Source organism: Pseudomonas allii (assembly GCF_055380095.1).
In genome coordinates this window covers 3,827,648-3,845,060 of sequence record NZ_AP039450.1, presented here as the reverse complement: position 1 = coordinate 3,845,060, position 17,413 = coordinate 3,827,648, and the positions used below count along the sequence as shown (strand labels likewise).

The window sequence follows — 17,413 nt, the reverse complement described above, 5'->3', positions numbered from 1 at the left end:
GGCACCGATTGGCGACGGGAATTGCCGATACCCTAGCGCAATTGCCGGTATTGCGGAATGAAAGCTCCGTAGACCCAGGAGCCGCGCCCTACTTAATCCCGTGAAGCGAGGTTCTTATCCTTGCGCAAAACCCTCACGAGAGACCTGAACATGACTGACTTGATGCAACGCTGGGAAATCCCGACCTTTGGCCTCCATACCTTGCGCCTGGCCCGTGTGCCGCGACCGGTGGCCAAGGCCGGGGAGGTGCTGGTGCGCGTCGCGGCGGTATCGCTCAATTACCGTGACGCCGAGGTAGCGGAAAACGGCATGGGCGCCAGCCTGCAATTCCCCTTTACCCCGGCGTCCGACATGGCGGGTACGGTGGTGGCCGTGGGTGAGGGTGTGAACCGGTTCAAGGTGGGCGACAAGGTGCTGTCGAGTTTCTTTGCCGGCTGGGTCGACGGCAGGCCGTTGTCCTGGGCCGACGCGCCACCGCAAGGCGGCCCGATCCCCGGCATGCTGGCCGAATACGTGACCACCCCCGCTGACTGGTGCGTGCTCGCGCCGCGCTCGTTGAACGCCACCCAGGCCAGCACCTTGCCGGTGGCGGCATTGACGGCCTGGATGGCCTTGATCGAACTCGGCCACTTGCACGCCGGCCAGACCGTGGTGGTGCAGGGCACCGGTGGCGTTTCGCTGTTTGCCGTGCAACTGGCGGCGGCCCATGGCGCCCGTGTGATCATCACCAGCAGCAGCGATGAAAAAATCGCCCGTGCCGTCGAATTGGGTGCCACCCATGGCATCCACCGTGGCCGGGTGCCGGACTGGCACCACGCCGTGCTGGAACTGACCGGCGGACGCGGCGCCGAGCACGTGCTGGAAATGGCCGGTGGCGACAACCTGGCGCGTTCACTGCAAGCGGTGAGCAACGGTGGGCGTGTCTCAGTGATCGGCCTGCTGGAGAGCGACCAGTTGAGCGCGCCGCTGATGAGCCTGCTGGCCAAGCGCGCCGCCATCGTCGGTGTGGCGGTGGGGCCACGCCGTGCCCTTGAAGACCTGATCCGTATGGTGGAGCGACACACCCTCGAACCGATGATCGATCACACCTACCGCTTTGCCGAAGCGCCCCGGGCCTTCGCCCACTTGCAGCGCGGTGCCTTCGGTAAAGTGGTGATCGAGGTCGGCCCGTGATCTATATCATCCTGGGGTTGTTCGGCCTGTATACCCTGGAGTTTGGGGTGGTCGGCATCTTGCCGATGATCGTCGAGCGGTTCGCGATCAGTGTGTCCCAGGCCGGGTGGTTGATGGGGTTGTTTGCGCTGATCGTGGCGGTGCTGGGGCCGTTCCTGGTGCTGCTGGCCTCGCGGGTGGCGCGCAAGAAAATCCTGGTGGGTGCCTTGCTGGGGTTCTCGATCAGCAGTGTGTTGTCGGCGTTTGCACCGAACTTCGAAACACTGATGGCGCTGCGCGTGGTACCGGCCATGCTTCATCCGGTATTTTTTGCCGCCGCGTTTTCCACGGCGGTATCGCTGTACCCCCGCGAACGAGCGGCCCATGCCACAGCGCTGGCGGTGGTCGGCACCACGCTTGGGCTGGTGTTGGGCGTGCCTCTGACCACATGGGTGGGAGCGAGCCTTTCCTATGAGGCCTCGTTCTACTTTTGCGCCGTGGCAACGGCGGTGGCGGCGTTGGGCCTGTGGCTCAAACTGCCCGATCACCCGCGTTCGGCACCCCTGAGTTTCGGCAAGCAGCTGTCTGTGCTGCGCTGCCTCTCGGTGTGGCTGGCGATCCTCGCTACCGTGTTGGTGTTTACCACGATGTTTTCGGTGTACAGCTACGCCGCCGAATACCTCAAGACCCAGGTCGGTATGGATGGCCGGACCATCAGCGTCATGCTGGTGATCTTCGGCATCGGCGGCGTCGTGGGTAACCTATGGGTGGGGCGTGCGCTCAGCCGGCATCTGGTTGTGACGGCCGTACTGTATCCGGTGGTACTGGCGGCGGCATACCTGGTGTTGTATGCCTTTGGCAGCCTGTCGTGGGCGTCGATGAGTGTGATCGTGTTGCTCTGGGGCGCGGCGCATACCTGTGGCCTGGTGGTCACGCAAGTCTGGCTCACGTCTTCGGCACCCGAGGCGCATGAGTTCGCCACCAGCCTGTATGTGTCATCGGCGAATGCCGGGGTGGTGATCGGGTCATCGGTGGGCGGGCTGTTCATCAATGCCTTCGGCACCACCGGGGTGATTGGCTGCGGGCTGATCTTTGCCGGGTTGTCGCTGTTGGTGATCGGTTGGAAGGCCCTGGCATTCGGAGGTGCCAAGGCCATGCCTGCACTGGCCTGATCAGCGCAAGGTATAACCTCCGTCCACCACCCAATCCTGGCCGAACACGCTGCGTGCGCCCTGGCCCAACTGGAACAGGATCACATCGGCCACGGCTCCCGGCTCCAGGAACTGCCCGTCGAGCAGGCGGGCGTTGACGGTCTTCGCCACCGAACCCAGGGCTTCGTCATTGAGCCCCAGGGTGCTCCAGATCGGCGTGGCGGTGGGGCCGGGGGAGACCATGTTCAGGCGGATGCCGTGGGGCGCCAGTTCCACCGCCAGGGTGCGCACCTGGGCGCGCAGGGCGGCTTTGGACGCAATGTAGGCGGCCAGGCCGGGAAAGGTCACTTGCTCCAGGAACGTGCCGATGAACACCACCGACGCCTGCGCCGCGAACTGCCCGCGCAGGCTGCCCAAGGTGTTCAACGCGCCGGCCCCATTGACCGCCCATTGCCGGTCGAAGGCGGCCAGGTCCAGGCCATCGGCCAGTTGGGCAATGCCCGCGTTCGGCACCAGCAGATCCACTGGCCCCATCGGTGCCGCCACCTGCGCCAGGCGCGCCAGGTCGGCTGCCTCGGTCACATCCCCGGCCAGCCACCTGAGCTGCTCGCCAAACTGCTCGGCCAACACGCCAAGCCCGCCCAGTTGGCGCGACATCGCGACCACCTTCGCGCCGCGTTCGAGCAAACGTTGGGTCACGGCCAGGCCGATGCCTGAACTGGCACCGGTGACGACGGCGAGACGCTGGTTGAATTCATTGCTCATGGTGATCTCTCTGTGGGTTTCGACGATTTGTCCTGCCCATTTTCGAGTCAGAAATCATGCCAATGAATAACGTTATGAAAATCAGTCGGTTGCGATTTTTGTTGTCGTTATGACCCTGGCGTCCTGTAGTCGCTATGACCCGATGTAGTCGTTATGACTCAACAGCGCTGAGCAACGGGCGGGTCTTCAGCACAGCCTTATGGTCGGCGAGCACCTCCGGCAGGGAGCTGCGCAGGTACTCCACCCAGGTTTTGATTTTTGCGTCCAGGTAATGCCGGGAAGGGTAGATGGCGTACAGGCTCAGCTCCTCCAGGCGGTACTCGGGCAGTACGCGCACCAGGCTGCCGCTGCGCAGTCCCTTGATCGCCGCATGCACGGGCAGGATGCCGACGCCCATGTCATTGCTGATGGCGGTTTTCATCGCGTCAACCGAATCCACCAGGAAGGGCGAGTGGCTGATGATCACGTTTTCCTTGCCATTGGGGCCGTCGAAGGTCCAGTCCTCGAGGGGGATCACCGGGCTGACCAGGCGCAGGCAAGCGTGGTCGAGCAGGTCCTTGGGAACCTGCGCGATGCCGTGGCTTTTTACGTAGGACGGTGATGCGCAAACGATGCTGTAGGTGCTGCCGAGCTTCTGCGACACATGGCTGGAGTCAGGCAGGTCGATGGCCAGCACGATCGATACGTCGAAGCCTTCGTGCACCAGGTCCGGCGTGCGGTTGCTCATGCTCAGGTTGAAGGTCACATCCGGGTAATGCTGGCGATAACGGGCGATGGCGTCCACCACGTAATGCTGGCCGATGCCGGTCATCGAATGCACCTTGAGCTGGCCGATAGGCCGGGTATGGGCGTCGCCGGCTTCTACCTCGGCTTCCGCGATCGAATGCAGGATCTGCTCGCATCGCACCAAATAGCGTTGGCCGGATTCGGTGAGGGCGATGCGGCGCGTGGTGCGATTGAACAGGCGCGTGCGCAGGTGTGCTTCCAGGTTGGAGATGGAGCGGGATACATGGGTGGTGTTGGTGTTCAGTCGTGCCGCCGCGCCGGTAAAACTGCCGGCTTCGGCGACGCAACGGAAGATGCGCATGTTCTGCAGAATGTCCATCGATGGCTACCAGGGATAACGGATTTTTCCAGTGTGGCATGAAGTCGCGGGCCGCTGTAAACGCTATTTATTGTGGTGTTTTGCGTAACAGTCATTCACGTTCTGGATGACTTACCGACCCTGGCGCAACTGCCTAAAGTCGCCGGCCTTGTGTGCCAGCCAGCTTGTCGGGAGTCCCTGTTTCGTGCCACCACTCACTGATTTTTCACGCCGGCTGAGAGCACTGCCCTGGCGCCGGGGCTTCCTGGAATGGGCGCGCACCGACGGGGTGATGTGGGTCTACCTGTTCAAGGTGCTGATCGCTTCGTACCTGGCCTTGTGGCTGTCGATGCGCCTGGAGTTGCCGCAGCCCGGCACGGCGATCACCACGGTGTTTATCGTGATGCAGCCGTACAGTGGGCATGTCCTGGCCAAAAGCGTCTACCGCGTGATCGGCACGCTGGTGGGGTCGTCGTTCATGGTGCTGTTGATGGCGCTGTTCGCCCAGAGCACCGAGCTGTTCCTGGCCGGGTTGGCCGTGTGGGTGGGCGTGTGCTCATACGGCGCGGCGCGCAATCGTCATTTTCGCGCCTATGGGTGGGTGCTGGCGGGGTATACCGCGGTGATGGTGGGCTTGCCGGTGGTGGGGCACCCGGAGCAGGTGTTCATGGCGGCGGTGTGGCGGGTGTTGGAGATCACCCTGGGCGTGCTGTGCGCCACCGGGATCAGCGCAACGTTGCTGCCCAATACGGCGGGCGCCGCCATGCGCAATACCCTGTACCAACGCTTTGGTCGTTTCGCCGAATTTGTCGTGAGCGGTCTGCGCAGTAGCCACGACCAGGCGGCGTTCGAGGTCGCCAACCTGCGCTTCATCGCCGAGGCAGTGGGCCTGGAAGGGATGCGCAGCGTCAGTGTGTTCGAAGACCCTTACATGCGTCGACGCAAGGGGCGCCTGGATCGGCTCAACGTCGAGTTCATGGCCATCACCACGCGTTTCAATGCCCTGCATCAGTTGCTCGATCGAGTGCAGATGCGCGGTGCCACGGCGGTGCTGGAAGCTGTGGGCCCGGCACTCAAGGCGCTGGTCAATGTGCTGGAACCGTTCGCCGGGCAGGTACTCACAGACCTGGATGCGGCACACTTGTCGACACGCTTGAAGCGTTATATCCACGGGCTGCCGAGCCAGGTCCACCACCTGCGCGCCGAACTGGCGCAGGCGCATCCGCCCGCCGACGACCTGCTGGATTTCCACACGGCCTGCGAGCTGCTTTATCGCTTCGTCGACGAGTTGCTCAGCTACGCCCGGACCCATGCTTCCCTGGCCGATCACAACCACCGGCGTGAGCGTTGGGCCGAACCTTTTCAGCCACAGACCCATTGGCTGGCGGCGGTGGGCGCCGGGCTGCGTGCAGCGGTGGTGCTGCTAGTGTTGTGTGCGCTGTGGATCGCCACCAGTTGGCCCAGTGGCGCGGCGATGACCCTGGTGTCCGCGCTCACGGTGGGGCTCTCGGCGTTCTCCCCCAACCCCCGGCGCATGTCGTTCCAGATTGCCTGTGGGACAGTGTTGGCGGCGGTCATCGGGATTTTCGAGGTGTTCATCGTCTACCCCAGGATCGATGGGTTCCCGTTACTGTGCCTGGTGATTGCGCCGGTGATCATGCTGGGGTCGTTTTGGTTGGCCAAACCTCAGTGGACGGGCTACGGCCTGGGCATGCTGGTGTTTTTCGGCACCAGTTCGGTGCCCGGCAATCTCACGCTCTACAACCCTTATGGCTTGATCAATGACTACCTCGCCATGGTGTTCGGCATGCTGGTGTGCGCGGCGGCAGGGGCGATCATTCTGCCGCCCAACAGCCCGTGGTTGTGGCGTCGGTTGGAACAGGACCTGCGCCAGCGGGTCGTGTTCGCCCTCCACGCACCCTTGCCGGCGCTGGGCTCGGGTTTCGAAAGCGGCACCCGTGACCTGCTTAACCAGGTCCATGGCTTGTCCGCCGGCCAGCCGCAGGTGCAACACCGCCTGCTGCGCTGGACGTTCGTGGTGCTTGACGTCGGCCATGCCCTGATCGAACTGCGCCGCGAGCAGGCGCAGTTGCCGGCGCTGGCCTGCTACGCCGAAACCACCGCGTGGCGCCAGGCGGTACGTGCCGTGGGGCGGGCATTGGTGCGCTTGTTCAACCAGCCGGGGCATGCACGGTGGCAACGTGCACTGGCACGCGTCGGACACGCGATCGAGTGCGTGCAGGACACCGTCGAACCTTTCGAAGCGCACTTTGAGACCTCGGCCTTGCGCCGGGTGGAAAGTTACCTGCACTTCATCCGCACCTCACTGCTGGACACGCGCTCGCCACTCGCTGGATTGTTACCCAAACTGAAAAAGTGATTGGCTGTTTTGCCGGCTTTTTCCCGGCCACGCAACGCTATACCGTGCGCGCTCCCGTTGACTGCAGCCCCCCTGGCACAACAAAAACAGCGCTGCGACGGGGCGCCTCAATCACTTCTCGGAGCCTTCATGAACCACAAGACTTGCCTGGCGCTCGCCGTCTCCATCGGCGCTGCGCAGCAGGCGGCTGCGTCGGGTTTTATCGATGACAGCAAAGCCAGCCTCGACCTGCGCAACTTCTACTACAACCAGGACACCCGCAACGCCAAGGCCGCCTCGGACAAGGAATGGGGCCAGGCCTTTATGTTCAACTACCAGTCCGGTTTCACCGAAGGCACGGTCGGCCTTGGCCTGGACCTGCAAGAGTGGTACGGCCTGCGCCTGGACGCCTCCGGCCGGGCCGGCAAGTCCGGTGCCGATAACACCCCTGGCAGCGTCTTCCCGCTGGACGATGGCAAGGCCGCCCATGACTTCAGCAAGACCGGCGTCACCGGCAAACTGCGCATTGCCCAGACCCAACTCAAGGCCGGCAGCCTGATGCCCAGGCTGCCGGTGCTGACCACTGAAGACGGGCGCTTGTTGCCCCAGACCTTCCGTGGCTATCAGGTGGAGTCCAAGGACTTCAAGGACGTCAACCTGATCGCGGGCAAGATCGAGCAGGTCGTGGACCGCAACTCCAGCAATGGCCAAGGCCTGTCGATTGCCGGCGCCAATGACCCGGTCAAGGGCAAGTCCAGTCACCAGTTCTACTACGGCGGCGTGGATTACACCGTCAGCAAGCAACTGCAGATGCAGTACTACTACGCCAGCCTGGAGAACTTCTACCAACAGCACTTCCTGGGCCTGGTGCACACCTGGCAACTGCCTGTGGGGCAGCTCAAGAGCGACCTGCGTTATTTCTACAGCACCGCCGACGGTAAGAACGGCAGTGCTTCGGGCCGTGGCGAAGGTTATGTCGGCTCGGGCTACTACGCGCCCGGCGTCAACACAGGCAAGGTCGACAACCGTTTGTGGAGCGTACTGTTCACCTATGGCTTGAGCGGGCATTCGCTGAGCCTGGGCTACCAGAAAACCACCGGGCAAAGTGACTTCCCGCACATCAACCAGGGGCAGGGCCGTTCGCTTTACCTGATCACCAACTCCCAGTCGCTCAAGTTTGTGAATGCCGGCGAACAGGCCATGGTGGGCAGTTATGCCTATGACTTTGCCAGCCTGGGCGTACCGGGGTTGCGCTCCAGTGTGACTTACATTCACGGCAGCCATATCCGCACCGCCGGCCGCGACAACAGCGAATGGGAGCGCGACCTGCGCCTGGACTACGTGATCCCCACCGGCACCTTGAAAGGCCTGGGGTTTACCTGGCGCAGTGCGGTATTGCGCGGCAATGACACGGCGGACAAGGACGAGACACGGTTGATTGTCAGCTACAGCATCCCCTTGCTGTAACGCGCAGTGGTGTAGGCAAAAAGCGTGGAATTGGACCTGGGTTTCCCTCGCGCCAGTCCGTAGGGTCGCGGGGGAAAATCCATGAGTAAGGACGCAACAATGTCTCTCGCAAAACCGCTGGCCGACACCCGATTGGAATGGCTGTGGCTGCTGCCATTCGCCGCCGCGCTCTATTACCCCTGGGCACTGCAATGGAGCAACCTGGCCCACGTTGGCGGGGCCGGCGGGCCGGTGACTCTGGCGCTGATGTTGAGTGCCTATGCAGTGCCGGTGGTGGCGTTCTACTGCGTGTTCGTCACGGGTGTGCAGCCGATGATGAGTGCACGCCTGGTGCTTGCCAGGCGCCTGGCCTGCCTGGCCGTTGCCACGCCGCCAGCCTATACGCTGATGGGCGTGCTGCTGTACCTGATGAAGGTCAATGGTCACGACCTCGTCATGTGGAGCGGCCTGTGGTTGGCAGTGAGTGCCTACTTCTCGATGGTGTCGGCCACGCTGCCCAGCATTGACTTCACCCACCACCCGCGCACCTACATCAAGCTGCGGGTCGCCCATGGCATTGCGTCGGTGGCGATCCTGCTGGTGTTCCTGGCGCCGCACCTGTTCAACCATCTGCTCGGGGTTTTCGGCAACGATGCGCATCGTGCGGTGATGGAGGTGTTGCGGGTGGTGTATCGCAACGGTTGGCTGGAGCCGATCCTTATCGTCACGTTCTTTTTCCAGATACTCAGCGGCCTGGTGCTGATCCGCCCCAAAACCGTCCACCGCGCTGACCTGCTGGACGCCTTGCAGACCGCGTCCGGCGCTTACCTGGCCGTGTTTATAGCCTCCCATATCAACTCGGTATTTACCCTGGCGCGCTACTTCGGCACCGACACCGATTACGCCTGGGCCGTGGCCGACCCGGTGGGGTTGCTGGCCGATGCTTGGAGCATCCGCCTGGTGCCGCATTATTCCCTGGCAGTGTTCCTGTTGATCGCGCACCTGGGGTGTGGCCTGCGCGGTGTGCTGCGTAACCATGGGGTGAGCGAAGCGCGTTGTGCGGTGATGACGTGGGCGGTGATTGGCGTCGGTGCGCTGGTGACGCTGATCATCACTGCCGGCATGCTCGGCGTGCGGGTTTAGTTTGATCGGTATCAAGGTTCAGGTGGCGTCAAGGCGCCACACTGGCGCCTTGACGCCACCTGCGAGGCCACCATGCTTTACCTGTTGTTTCTGCTGGCCCATCTGTTCGCCGCGCTGATCTTCATCGGCACGGTGTTTTTCGAAGTGCTGATCCTGGGGGGGCTGCATCGGCAGTTGCCGGCGCGGGTGATGCTGCAGGTCGAGCAAGGTATCGGCGTGCGTGCCCGGGCGCTGATGCCGTGGGTGTTGCTGGTGCTGTTCGGCGCCGGGCTGGGCATGGTCGGCTTGCGTTACCTGCCGGTGTTGGCCGCGCCGTTCGCCTCGTCGTTCGGCACCTTGTTGACCCTCAAGCTGATCCTCGCCGCCAGTGTGCTGCTGCACTTTCTGCTGACGATGCTGCGCATGCGCCGTGGCCGGGTGAGTGCGGCTTACCTGCGGGTTATCCATCTGAGCCTGTTCGGGCATATGGTCGCCATCGTGCTGTTGGCCAAGGGCATGTTTTACCTCAGTTGGTAAAGCCTTTGATGCACATCAAGGTGCGCCGTGGCGTCGCACCGGACAATGGCGCATCGTCGCCGGATCCGGAGCCCGCCATGCACACCGTCATTCCTCTCGATGTCGCCCGTGCTTTGCGCACCAGCCGCCAACGGCAGCGTCCACTGGCAGTGACCCTGCACTGGCCAGGTACGCCGAGTGCCGTTTACCGCAGTAGCCTGGCGCAGCAGATACGCCTGATCGGTGGTTGCCTGGGCAGTCGCCAGCCGGTTGAGCACTTCCAGTGGCGCGGGGCAGCGCCCATTGGCGATGTGCAGATGCAGATGCAGCGGCTGCGCGAGCGCTTGCATTTCCTTGAGCATGACCGCGGCGACTACGCCATCGACCTGGCGCCCCAGCACAGTGATTGGGCCAGCGTCGGCCGGTTGCGCGAGCTGGGTTTCAACCGGGTGTGCATCGGTGTGCCGGATGCCTGTACCGCGGACCCTCTCTCCCAGGACACCTATCGCGATCCTGCACCGATCCAGTCGTTGATCGATGCGGCGCGCACCTTCGGGTTCCGTTCGGTCAGTGTCGACCTGGGCTACGGCAATGCCTGGCAGACCCTGGCCAGCCTGGAGGCGAAGCTGGCCAGCCTGATCGCGCTGGAGCCCGACCGCGTGCAGGTATTCGACTATGCCCGGCCACCGGCGCGATACGCGGGGCAATGCCCGCAGGCATCGTGCAGTGCCGCGCAAAGCACCGCCATGGGGCTGTTGTGCGTCGAGCGCCTGGAAGCGGCCGGTTATCACTACCTCGGCCTCGGCCAGTTCGCCCGTGGCGACGATGAGTTGACCCAGGCCCAGGAGCGCGGTCGATTGCGGCGCACCGACGAGGGCTTCACCCTGCACGGTGATTGCAGCCGCATCGGCCTGGGGCTGTTCGGCTGACACTAGTGGGACGTGCCCTCGGCAAACTCGATCTTGTTGCCCACGTTGTACTTGCCCGATGGCTTGTTCATGGGCAGGCGCTTGATCTCCTTGAGGGTCTGGCTGTCGTAGACGATCAGCGCGCCGTCGGTGGCCCAGATACTCAGTAGCACGTAGCGCCCGTCCCGGGTGAACTCCACGTGGGCCGCCGTCTTGCCCGGCACCGGGCGCAGGGTGTGGGCGATGTGGAGGGTCTGCTTGTCGATCAGGTGGATGGCGTCGTTGTCCGGCCCGAAGAACACATCGCTCCACACGTAGCGCGAGTGGATATGGCTGCGCATGAAGAAGCCCGGGCCGAGGGTGGGGATCTGCTTGATCAACGTCCAGGTGCTCGGGTCGAGCACGGTGATTTGCCCCAGGCTGATGTTCGGGGTGGCGAACACCCAGTTGCCGTCGCGCTTCCAGTACGTACCGGAGCCCAGGTGCGGCATGCCCGCCAGCGGAATGTCAGTGACCACCGCGCCCGAATCCAGGTCGATCACCTGGCCGCCACCGGCCTTGCGTGAAGTGGCGAGTAACTGGCGGTAATCCGGGGTGAACGAGAAGTCGTCCAGTACGTCGCGGGCCGGGATACGCCGGGGTTCAAACGTGGGGTGGGTCGCCGCGTAGGACAGCTCCCACACCTCATTCACATCCTTGAGCGCCACCACAAAACTGTTGCGCGGCGGTGCGGTGTACACCGCGCTGACCCGCGAGCCCGTCTCCAGGGTCTTGACCAGCGACAGGTCACGCGCATCGAGCACCACCAGGTTGCCCGGCAGGTAATTGCCCACCAGCACCCAGCGGCCATCCTTGCTCACCGCCAGGTTGCGAGTGTTGAGGGCCACGCGGGTCTCGGCGATCAGCGTGAGGTTGTGCAGGTCGTACAGGCTGATCCAACCGTCGCGGGAAGCGAAGTAGACGAAGCGCCCGTCCGGCGAGAACTTCGGCCCGCCGTGCACGGCGAAATGGCTGGCGAAGCGGTCCAGAACGGTAAAGCGATCGCCGTCGAGAATGTCGATGTGATGGTCACCGGACTCCACCACCACAAACAGGTTGAGCGGGTCGGCGTGGTGCTGTGGGGTGCTGGGCAGTGTGCGCAGATCTGCCAGCAGGCGGTGGCTGTTGCGGATGTCCTGCGCGTTCCAGGTGGCCGGCGTGGCCGGTGGCTGTTGCAGGAAGTTCGCCAGGCCGTCGATCTGCGCCGCGCTCAACTGCGAGCCGAACCCGACCATCTGGCTGGCGGGACGGCCTTGTTCGATGACCTTGCGCACCTCGTCCGGCTTGATTCGCCCCAGGCTCTCCGGGAGTAACGCCGGGCCGCTGGCGCCGATGCGGTTGAGGCCGTGACAGCTCTGGCAATACTCGCCGTAATCCTCGGCCGGCGTGCCATGGGCAGCGCTGATCCAGAGCAACGGCACCAGCAGCAGGCGTTTCATACCGCCACCGGGATGCGTGGTGCCGACAGGCTGGCGGGGTAGTGCAAGGTGGCGTCGGCGAACAGGTTCACCACATGGCCGATCACCGTCAGGGTGGGCACGCCCGGTTCGCAGTCGGCGGCCAGGGTCGGCAACTGGCGCAAGGTGCCGCGCGCCACGTGCTGGTCGGCGCGGGTACCGTTGCTGATCAGCGCCGCCGGGGTGTCCGCCGGCAGACCGGCCGCCACCAGGTGTTCGGCGATCAGCGCCAGGTTCGCCAGGCCCATGTAGAACACCAGGGTCTGGCTCGGCTCGGCCAGGCTCGCCCACGGCAGCTTCAAGGCACCGTCGCGCTGCAGGTGGCCGGTGACGAAGCGGCAGGAGTTGACCAGGTCGCGGTGGGTCAGCGGGATGCCGGCGTAGGCGCTGCAACCTGAGGCGGCGGTGATGCCCGGCACCACCTGGCACGGGATATCCCGCGCCAGCAGGTATTCGAGTTCCTCGGCGCCGCGCCCGAAGATGAACGGGTCGCCGCCCTTGAGCCGCACCACCCGTTGACCCTGCTCGGCCAGTTCCGCCAGCAGTGCGTTGAGTTGGTCCTGGGGCAGGCTGTGGTAGCCGCTGGCCTTGCCCACGTAATGCCGGGCGCAGCTCAGGGGGATCAGCGCCAGCAGCTCGGCGCTGATCAGCCGGTCGAACACCACGGCGTCGGCCTGCATCAGCAGGCTCCAGGCACGCAGGGTGAGCAGGCGCGGGTCACCGGGGCCGGCACCGACCAGGGCGACTTCACCGGGGTGGAAGGGGCTGTGCAGACTGGCGGGTAGGGCAGTTGGCGTGTGCATGAGACATCCTTGGTTCATCATCAGGTAGGCGCCCCCGGTTGTGTCACCGGGTGGTGCAAGGGATCAACGGTGTGGGATGCCGGGCGATTTCGGCATCGTTGAAGTAGCAACCGGGGTCCGGCCCCCACAGGTCGCCATCGGCCCAGGCGCGGGTGCGGGTGTTGCCGTTGCAGATCGCCAGCCAGCGGCACTCGGCACAGCGCCCGCCGATGCGGCGCGGGTGTTCGCGCAGGCGCAGCAGCAATGGGTCGGGCTGGTCCAGCCAGAGCTGGCGGAAGCGGGTGTTGCGCACATTGCCCACCGAGTGCTGCCACCAGTAGGTGTCCGGGTGCACCTCGCCAGTGTTGTCGATATTGGCGATGCCGCTGCCCGAGGCATTGCCACCCCAGCCATGCAGCAAGTGTTCGAGCTGTGGGTAGTGTTCGGGCAGGTGCTGGTGCACCCATTGCAGCAGCAGCACGGCGTCGGCGTCGTTGTTGCCGCTGACGAAGTCGCTGTCGATACCCTGTTCGATGTCATGCCAGGCCTGCTGGAAAATCAGCGCCATGGCGTCGCGGCTCATCTGCCGGTGTGCATCCAGCAAGCGGCTGCGCTTGCCGCGCCCGCTGTAGTTGAGGTGCGACAGGTAGAACTTCTGCACATCGTAGGCACGCATCAACGCCAGCAACTGCGGCAGTTGCGCGTGGTTGGCCTGGGTCAACGTGGTGCGCAACCCCACGCGGATCCCGGCTTCGCGGCACAGGCGAATGGCGTGCATCGAGCGCTGGAAGCTGCCGTGCAGTTGGCGAAACGCGTCGTGGGTTGCCTCCAGGCCGTCGATGCTGATGCCGACGTAGTCGAAGCGCGCGTCGGCGATCTGCTGGATATTCTGCTCATCGATCAGCGTGCCATTGGTCGACAGGGCGACGAAAAAGCCCTTGTCGCGGGCATAGGCGCTGAGCTGGAACAGGTCCTCGCGCAGCAGCGGTTCACCGCCCGACAGGATCAGCACGCGTACGCCCGCCGCGTGCAAATCATCGATCACCCGCAGCGCCGCTTCGGTGTCCAGCTCATCGCGAAACACGCTGTCGGCGCTGGTGGCGTAGCAGTGTTTGCAGGTGAGGTTGCAACGCCTGAGCAGGTTCCAGATCACCACCGGCGGGCGGTCGCTGCCGGGTGTTGAAGCGCGCGGCGGCGGGCAGCGGCCGGCGAGGGTACGCAAGTACTGACTGATCCGCAGCATAGAGCACTCCTTCTAGTGCGAGGTGGCCAGGCGCAGGCCGGTTTTTTTCAGGATGCGGCTGCTCACCAGCATTTCATCAGCACCACTTGCTTCACCCAGCAGGTAACGCAGGTGCTCACGGTAGCTGTCGATTTCTTCGCGGCTGCGGCCATGCACCATGGCGAACAGGTTGTAGGGCCAACCGGGGCGGCGTGGGCGGCGGTAGCAGTGGCTGACGAAGGGCTGCGCACCGATCAGTTCGCCCAGGCGCGGCATCTGCTCGTCGGGCACATCCCACACGGTCATGCCGTTGTGCCGATAGCCCAGGCGGTAGTGGTTGGGCACCGCAGCGATGCGCCGGATCGCGCCTTCGGCCTGCAAGCGCTTGAGCAGGTCCAGGGTCGATTCGACACTGATGCCCAATTGCTCGGCCAGCCACGCCCACGGGTCTTCCACCAGCGGCAGGCCGCTTTGGGTCATGGCGATCAAGCGCAGGGCCAGGGCGTTGTCAGACCGGGAAATACACACCGACATGGTAGGTTTGCTCCTTCGGCAGATTGAGCACCGCCAGCCCGGTGAGGGCTTCGATGCGGGACAGGGTGGCGGCCAGCTCCGCCTCGGTGGCGCAGGCCAGCACGAACCACATGTTCCAGTGGTGTTCGCGGCGGTAGTTGTGGGCCACTTGCGCCAGCGCGTTGACTTGCGCGGCCACCGCTTCGAAGCGGGCTTCGGGCACTGCCAGCGCAGCGAGGGTGAAGGCGCCGCCGAGGCGCTCGATGTCGAACATCGGGCCGAAGCGGGTCAGCACGTCGTCTTCAAGCAAGTCATGCAGATGGTCAAGCAACTCGCAGGGACGGCTGTGCAGTTCCTGCGCCAGTTGCTGCCACGGCTGGCGCACCAGCTGCAGGCCGCGCTGCAGGCGATTGATCAATTGGCGATCGAGATCATCCATGGGCCCATACCTGTGACGGCGGCGGTGCAAATCGCCCGCCGCATTGTTTGTAGGCGCGGGTGCTGAACAGCAGTTGGTGGGGCAAGTCGCTGAGCTGCTGTTGCTGCAACACCGCCTGGATATGCGCGGTCACGGCTGCGCGTTCACGGCCATGGACCATGCAGAACAGGTTGTAGCGCCACTGCGGCAAACGCCGGGGGCGCTGGTAACACAGGTTGATCCCGGCGGAGCGGCTCAGGCGCGTACCCACTTCGTCCACCAGCGCATCCGGCACGTCGAGCACCAGCATGGCGTTGGCGACAAAGCCCAGGGCGCGGTGGTTGAGCACCAGGCCGACCCGTCGGAACAGGCCTTGCTCCTGCCATTGCTGCATCTGCTGCAACACCTGGTCGTGATGGGCGCCGATCAGCTCCGCCAGTTCCTCGTAGGGCCGCGCCACCCGGGGGAGGCCGCGCTCCAGGCATTGGCGCAGGTCGAGCATCTGTTCGTGGTTCAGCGGCGTGATCACGGGTGTTCTCCCAGGGCAAACCCCAGGTCGATGCGGTAGGCGGTGAGCATCGGCAGGTCCAGGGGCGACAGGCCGGTGTCTTTCTCCAGTTCGGCGAGCACCTGCTCCAGGTGCTGGCGGTGCGGGCCGGTCAGCACGAACCACAGGTTGTAGTGGTGTTCGCGTGCGTAGTTGTGGTTGACCTCCGGGTACTGGCTGACGCGCCGCGCCACCTGTTCCAGGCGCTCGATCGGCACCGCCAGGGCGGCGAGGGTGCTGGCGCCGGCGCGGGTGTGTTCGAACACCGGGCCGATGCGCGACAAGGCACCCGCCAGTTCCAGGCGTTGCAGGCAGGCCATCAGTTCGGCCTCAGTGCAGTCGAGCACCCGGGCCATCTCCCGGTACGGTTCGGCGCACAGCGGCATGCCGTGCTGGTAGCGGTCGATCAGCCGACGGCTGAGCAGGTCAAGGTCCATTTCAATACCCCATCTTTTGCGCACGGTTGCTGAAGAAAATCCCGCTGGGGCTCAAGGCCGGCAGGGTCTTGAGCAAGGTCAGGCGATACGGGTCCCACACCTGCACCTGCTCACCATCGCGCACCGACAGCCACAGCTGGTCGCCACGCCCGGTGAACTCCATGTGCAGCACGCCGGGGCCGGGGCGCAGGTCGGCGATGATCTGGTGGGTTTCACTGTCGAGCACTTGCACCCGGTCGTTGTCCGGGTAGGCAAAGTTGACCCACAGCTGGCGCCCATCCGGCCGCGCGGTGACAAAGATCGGCTGGCCGGCCACGGCGATGGCAGCGGTCTGCTGCCAACTGCGGGCATCCATCACCAGCACCTGGTGACGGCCCACGGCCGGCACAAAGGCTTGGTTGTCGGCCACGGCCCAGCCTTCGAGGTGGGGCATCTTGTACACCGGCAGTTTTTCCTGGCCACGGCCATAGTCGGCAAGCACGCGCTTGACGCCGTGTTCCGGGTGCCACAGGTCGAGCTGGGCCATGCCGTCTTCACCGAACAGTCCCGCCATGTAATAGCGGCCATCGGCGGTGACCAGGGCGTCGTAGGGCTGCTCGCCGATGCCGGTGAAACGGCTGATGCGTGGCGCGTTGCCCTGGCTGAAGTCCGCGCTCCAGATCTCGCCGGTGTCGAACAGGCTGAACACAAAGCGCTGGCCGGGCGCGTCCACCAGTCCGACCACGCGGGAGCGCTTGCCATCGGCGAGGGCGGTGGCGGGAATGTCCGCCACCTGGGCCAGGGTGACGGCATCGAACACCTTGACCCCGCCGGGCTGGTAGTTGGACACGGCGATCAGGCGCCCATCCTGGCTGATCGCGCCGCCGATGCTGTTGCCGCCCTGGAGGATGCGCTTTTCGATGCGCTGGCCCAACAGGTCGACCTTGGTCAGCCCGCCGTCGCGGCCGAAAATATAGGCATGGCGCTGGTCGCGGGAGAACACCACCGAGGCATGGGACAGATCGCCCAGGCCCTCGATGCGCGCCAGGCTGCTCATGCCCGTGGACTCGATGATTTGCACGCTGGCGCTGGTACGTTCGATCACCAGGCCCAGGTCGCCGGTGCCGCGCAACGTCGGTTGGGTACAGGCGCCCAGCAACAGGCAAGCGGCTAACAGGATGGGACGGATCATGGGGCGGGGCTTCCTTGCAGGAGTCGGTCGACCAGCCAGGCGATTTCACTGGCGCTGAGCAGTGGCGCCCAGCCCGGCATCGCACGGGCTGGGCGGCCATGGGTGATGGTGGCGATCAGGCTGTCACGGCTCTGGCCGGCGAGCGCCTTGGGTGTCAGCGGCGGACCGAGGCCACCGGTGAGGTACAGGCCGTGGCAGGCGCCGCAGTCCTGGGTCAGCAGATGTTCCAATCGTTGGGCATCCACCACCGCGCCTGCGGGAATGGGAATGAGTAGAAGCAGCGCCATGGCCGAACTGATCATCGAGACTTTCATGGCGCGCTCC

The 17,413-nt window shown here is 64.6% G+C and carries 18 protein-coding genes; 7 read left to right on the top strand and 11 right to left on the bottom strand.

The window, feature by feature from the left end; genetic code table 11:
- The first annotated feature begins 150 nt into the window (after positions 1-150).
- Positions 151-1,173, top strand: a complete 1,023-nt coding sequence (locus tag ACZ445_RS17170; protein ID WP_464707321.1) for a zinc-dependent alcohol dehydrogenase family protein — start codon at positions 151-153, stop codon at positions 1,171-1,173.
- Complete coding sequence (locus ACZ445_RS17165; RefSeq protein ID WP_464707320.1) at positions 1,170-2,324, top strand: MFS transporter; 1,155 nt, start codon at positions 1,170-1,172, stop codon at positions 2,322-2,324. The genes ACZ445_RS17170 and ACZ445_RS17165 overlap by 4 nt, the downstream gene beginning before the upstream one ends.
- Here the strand turns inward: ACZ445_RS17165 and ACZ445_RS17160 are convergent, their stop codons facing one another.
- Together ACZ445_RS17160 and ACZ445_RS17155 are read right to left on the bottom strand one after the other, a co-directional pair.
- Entirely contained in the window at positions 2,325-3,068 is a 744-nt protein-coding gene (locus tag ACZ445_RS17160; RefSeq protein WP_058423937.1) for an SDR family NAD(P)-dependent oxidoreductase, read from the bottom strand.
- Between the two features lie 151 nt (positions 3,069-3,219).
- Entirely contained in the window at positions 3,220-4,173 is a 954-nt protein-coding gene (locus tag ACZ445_RS17155) for a LysR family transcriptional regulator (RefSeq protein WP_058423936.1), read from the bottom strand.
- 184 nt (positions 4,174-4,357) lie between these two features.
- On the opposite strand from ACZ445_RS17155, the gene ACZ445_RS17150 reads away from it, so the two are divergent.
- From ACZ445_RS17150 to ACZ445_RS17130, 5 genes are all read left to right on the top strand, one after another.
- Complete coding sequence (locus ACZ445_RS17150; RefSeq protein WP_464693745.1) at positions 4,358-6,532, top strand: FUSC family protein; 2,175 nt, start codon at positions 4,358-4,360, stop codon at positions 6,530-6,532.
- 129 nt (positions 6,533-6,661) lie between these two features.
- Positions 6,662-7,978, top strand: coding sequence for an OprD family outer membrane porin (locus ACZ445_RS17145; protein ID WP_464707319.1), 1,317 nt, complete (start codon positions 6,662-6,664; stop codon positions 7,976-7,978).
- Between the two features lie 99 nt (positions 7,979-8,077).
- On the top strand, positions 8,078-9,100 hold the full coding sequence (locus ACZ445_RS17140) for a hypothetical protein (protein ID WP_058423933.1): 1,023 nt from the start codon (positions 8,078-8,080) through the stop codon (positions 9,098-9,100).
- A 72-nt stretch (positions 9,101-9,172) separates the two neighbouring features.
- Positions 9,173-9,616: a CopD family copper resistance protein gene (locus ACZ445_RS17135; protein ID WP_058423932.1), complete on the top strand. Its 444-nt coding sequence runs from the start codon at positions 9,173-9,175 to the stop codon at positions 9,614-9,616.
- An 8-nt stretch (positions 9,617-9,624) separates the two neighbouring features.
- A complete protein-coding gene (locus ACZ445_RS17130) occupies positions 9,625-10,524 on the top strand; it encodes an oxygen-independent coproporphyrinogen III oxidase (protein WP_464707318.1) in 900 nt (299 codons plus the stop codon).
- A gap of 2 nt (positions 10,525-10,526) precedes the next feature.
- Here the strand turns inward: ACZ445_RS17130 and ACZ445_RS17125 are convergent, their stop codons facing one another.
- Genes ACZ445_RS17125 through ACZ445_RS17085 form a run of 9 tightly spaced genes read right to left on the bottom strand, consistent with a single transcriptional unit; the run spans position 10,527 to position 17,403 of the window.
- Entirely contained in the window at positions 10,527-11,981 is a 1,455-nt protein-coding gene (locus tag ACZ445_RS17125; RefSeq protein WP_058423931.1) for a nitrite reductase, read from the bottom strand.
- Positions 11,978-12,802 carry a uroporphyrinogen-III C-methyltransferase gene (gene cobA, locus ACZ445_RS17120; RefSeq protein WP_058423930.1) on the bottom strand — a complete coding sequence of 275 codons (825 nt, stop codon included), beginning with the start codon at positions 12,800-12,802 and terminating at the stop codon, positions 11,978-11,980. Before cobA ends, ACZ445_RS17125 begins: the two co-directional genes overlap by 4 nt.
- Before the next feature lie 43 nt (positions 12,803-12,845).
- Positions 12,846-14,024 (bottom strand): heme d1 biosynthesis radical SAM protein NirJ, encoded by a 1,179-nt coding sequence (gene nirJ, locus ACZ445_RS17115; RefSeq protein ID WP_058423929.1) that lies wholly within the window; start codon positions 14,022-14,024, stop codon positions 12,846-12,848.
- A gap of 12 nt (positions 14,025-14,036) precedes the next feature.
- Positions 14,037-14,537: a siroheme decarboxylase subunit beta gene (ahbB, locus tag ACZ445_RS17110; protein WP_464693741.1), complete on the bottom strand. Its 501-nt coding sequence runs from the start codon at positions 14,535-14,537 to the stop codon at positions 14,037-14,039.
- Positions 14,512-14,955: an Lrp/AsnC family transcriptional regulator gene (locus ACZ445_RS17105; protein WP_464703841.1), complete on the bottom strand. Its 444-nt coding sequence runs from the start codon at positions 14,953-14,955 to the stop codon at positions 14,512-14,514. The genes ahbB (ACZ445_RS17110) and ACZ445_RS17105 overlap by 26 nt, the downstream gene beginning before the upstream one ends.
- The gene (gene ahbB / locus ACZ445_RS17100) at positions 14,948-15,463 is read right to left on the bottom strand and encodes a siroheme decarboxylase subunit beta (RefSeq protein WP_310863839.1); all 516 of its coding nucleotides are present in this window, start codon (positions 15,461-15,463) and stop codon (positions 14,948-14,950) included. Before ahbB (ACZ445_RS17100) ends, ACZ445_RS17105 begins: the two co-directional genes overlap by 8 nt.
- Positions 15,460-15,918 carry an Lrp/AsnC family transcriptional regulator gene (locus ACZ445_RS17095; protein ID WP_310863838.1) on the bottom strand — a complete coding sequence of 153 codons (459 nt, stop codon included), beginning with the start codon at positions 15,916-15,918 and terminating at the stop codon, positions 15,460-15,462. Before ACZ445_RS17095 ends, ahbB (ACZ445_RS17100) begins: the two co-directional genes overlap by 4 nt.
- 1 nt (position 15,919) lies before the next feature.
- Positions 15,920-17,089, bottom strand: coding sequence for a cytochrome D1 domain-containing protein (locus ACZ445_RS17090; protein WP_058423925.1), 1,170 nt, complete (start codon positions 17,087-17,089; stop codon positions 15,920-15,922).
- Positions 17,086-17,403 carry a c-type cytochrome gene (locus ACZ445_RS17085; RefSeq protein ID WP_058423924.1) on the bottom strand — a complete coding sequence of 106 codons (318 nt, stop codon included), beginning with the start codon at positions 17,401-17,403 and terminating at the stop codon, positions 17,086-17,088. Before ACZ445_RS17085 ends, ACZ445_RS17090 begins: the two co-directional genes overlap by 4 nt.
- Positions 17,404-17,413 lie beyond the last annotated feature (10 nt).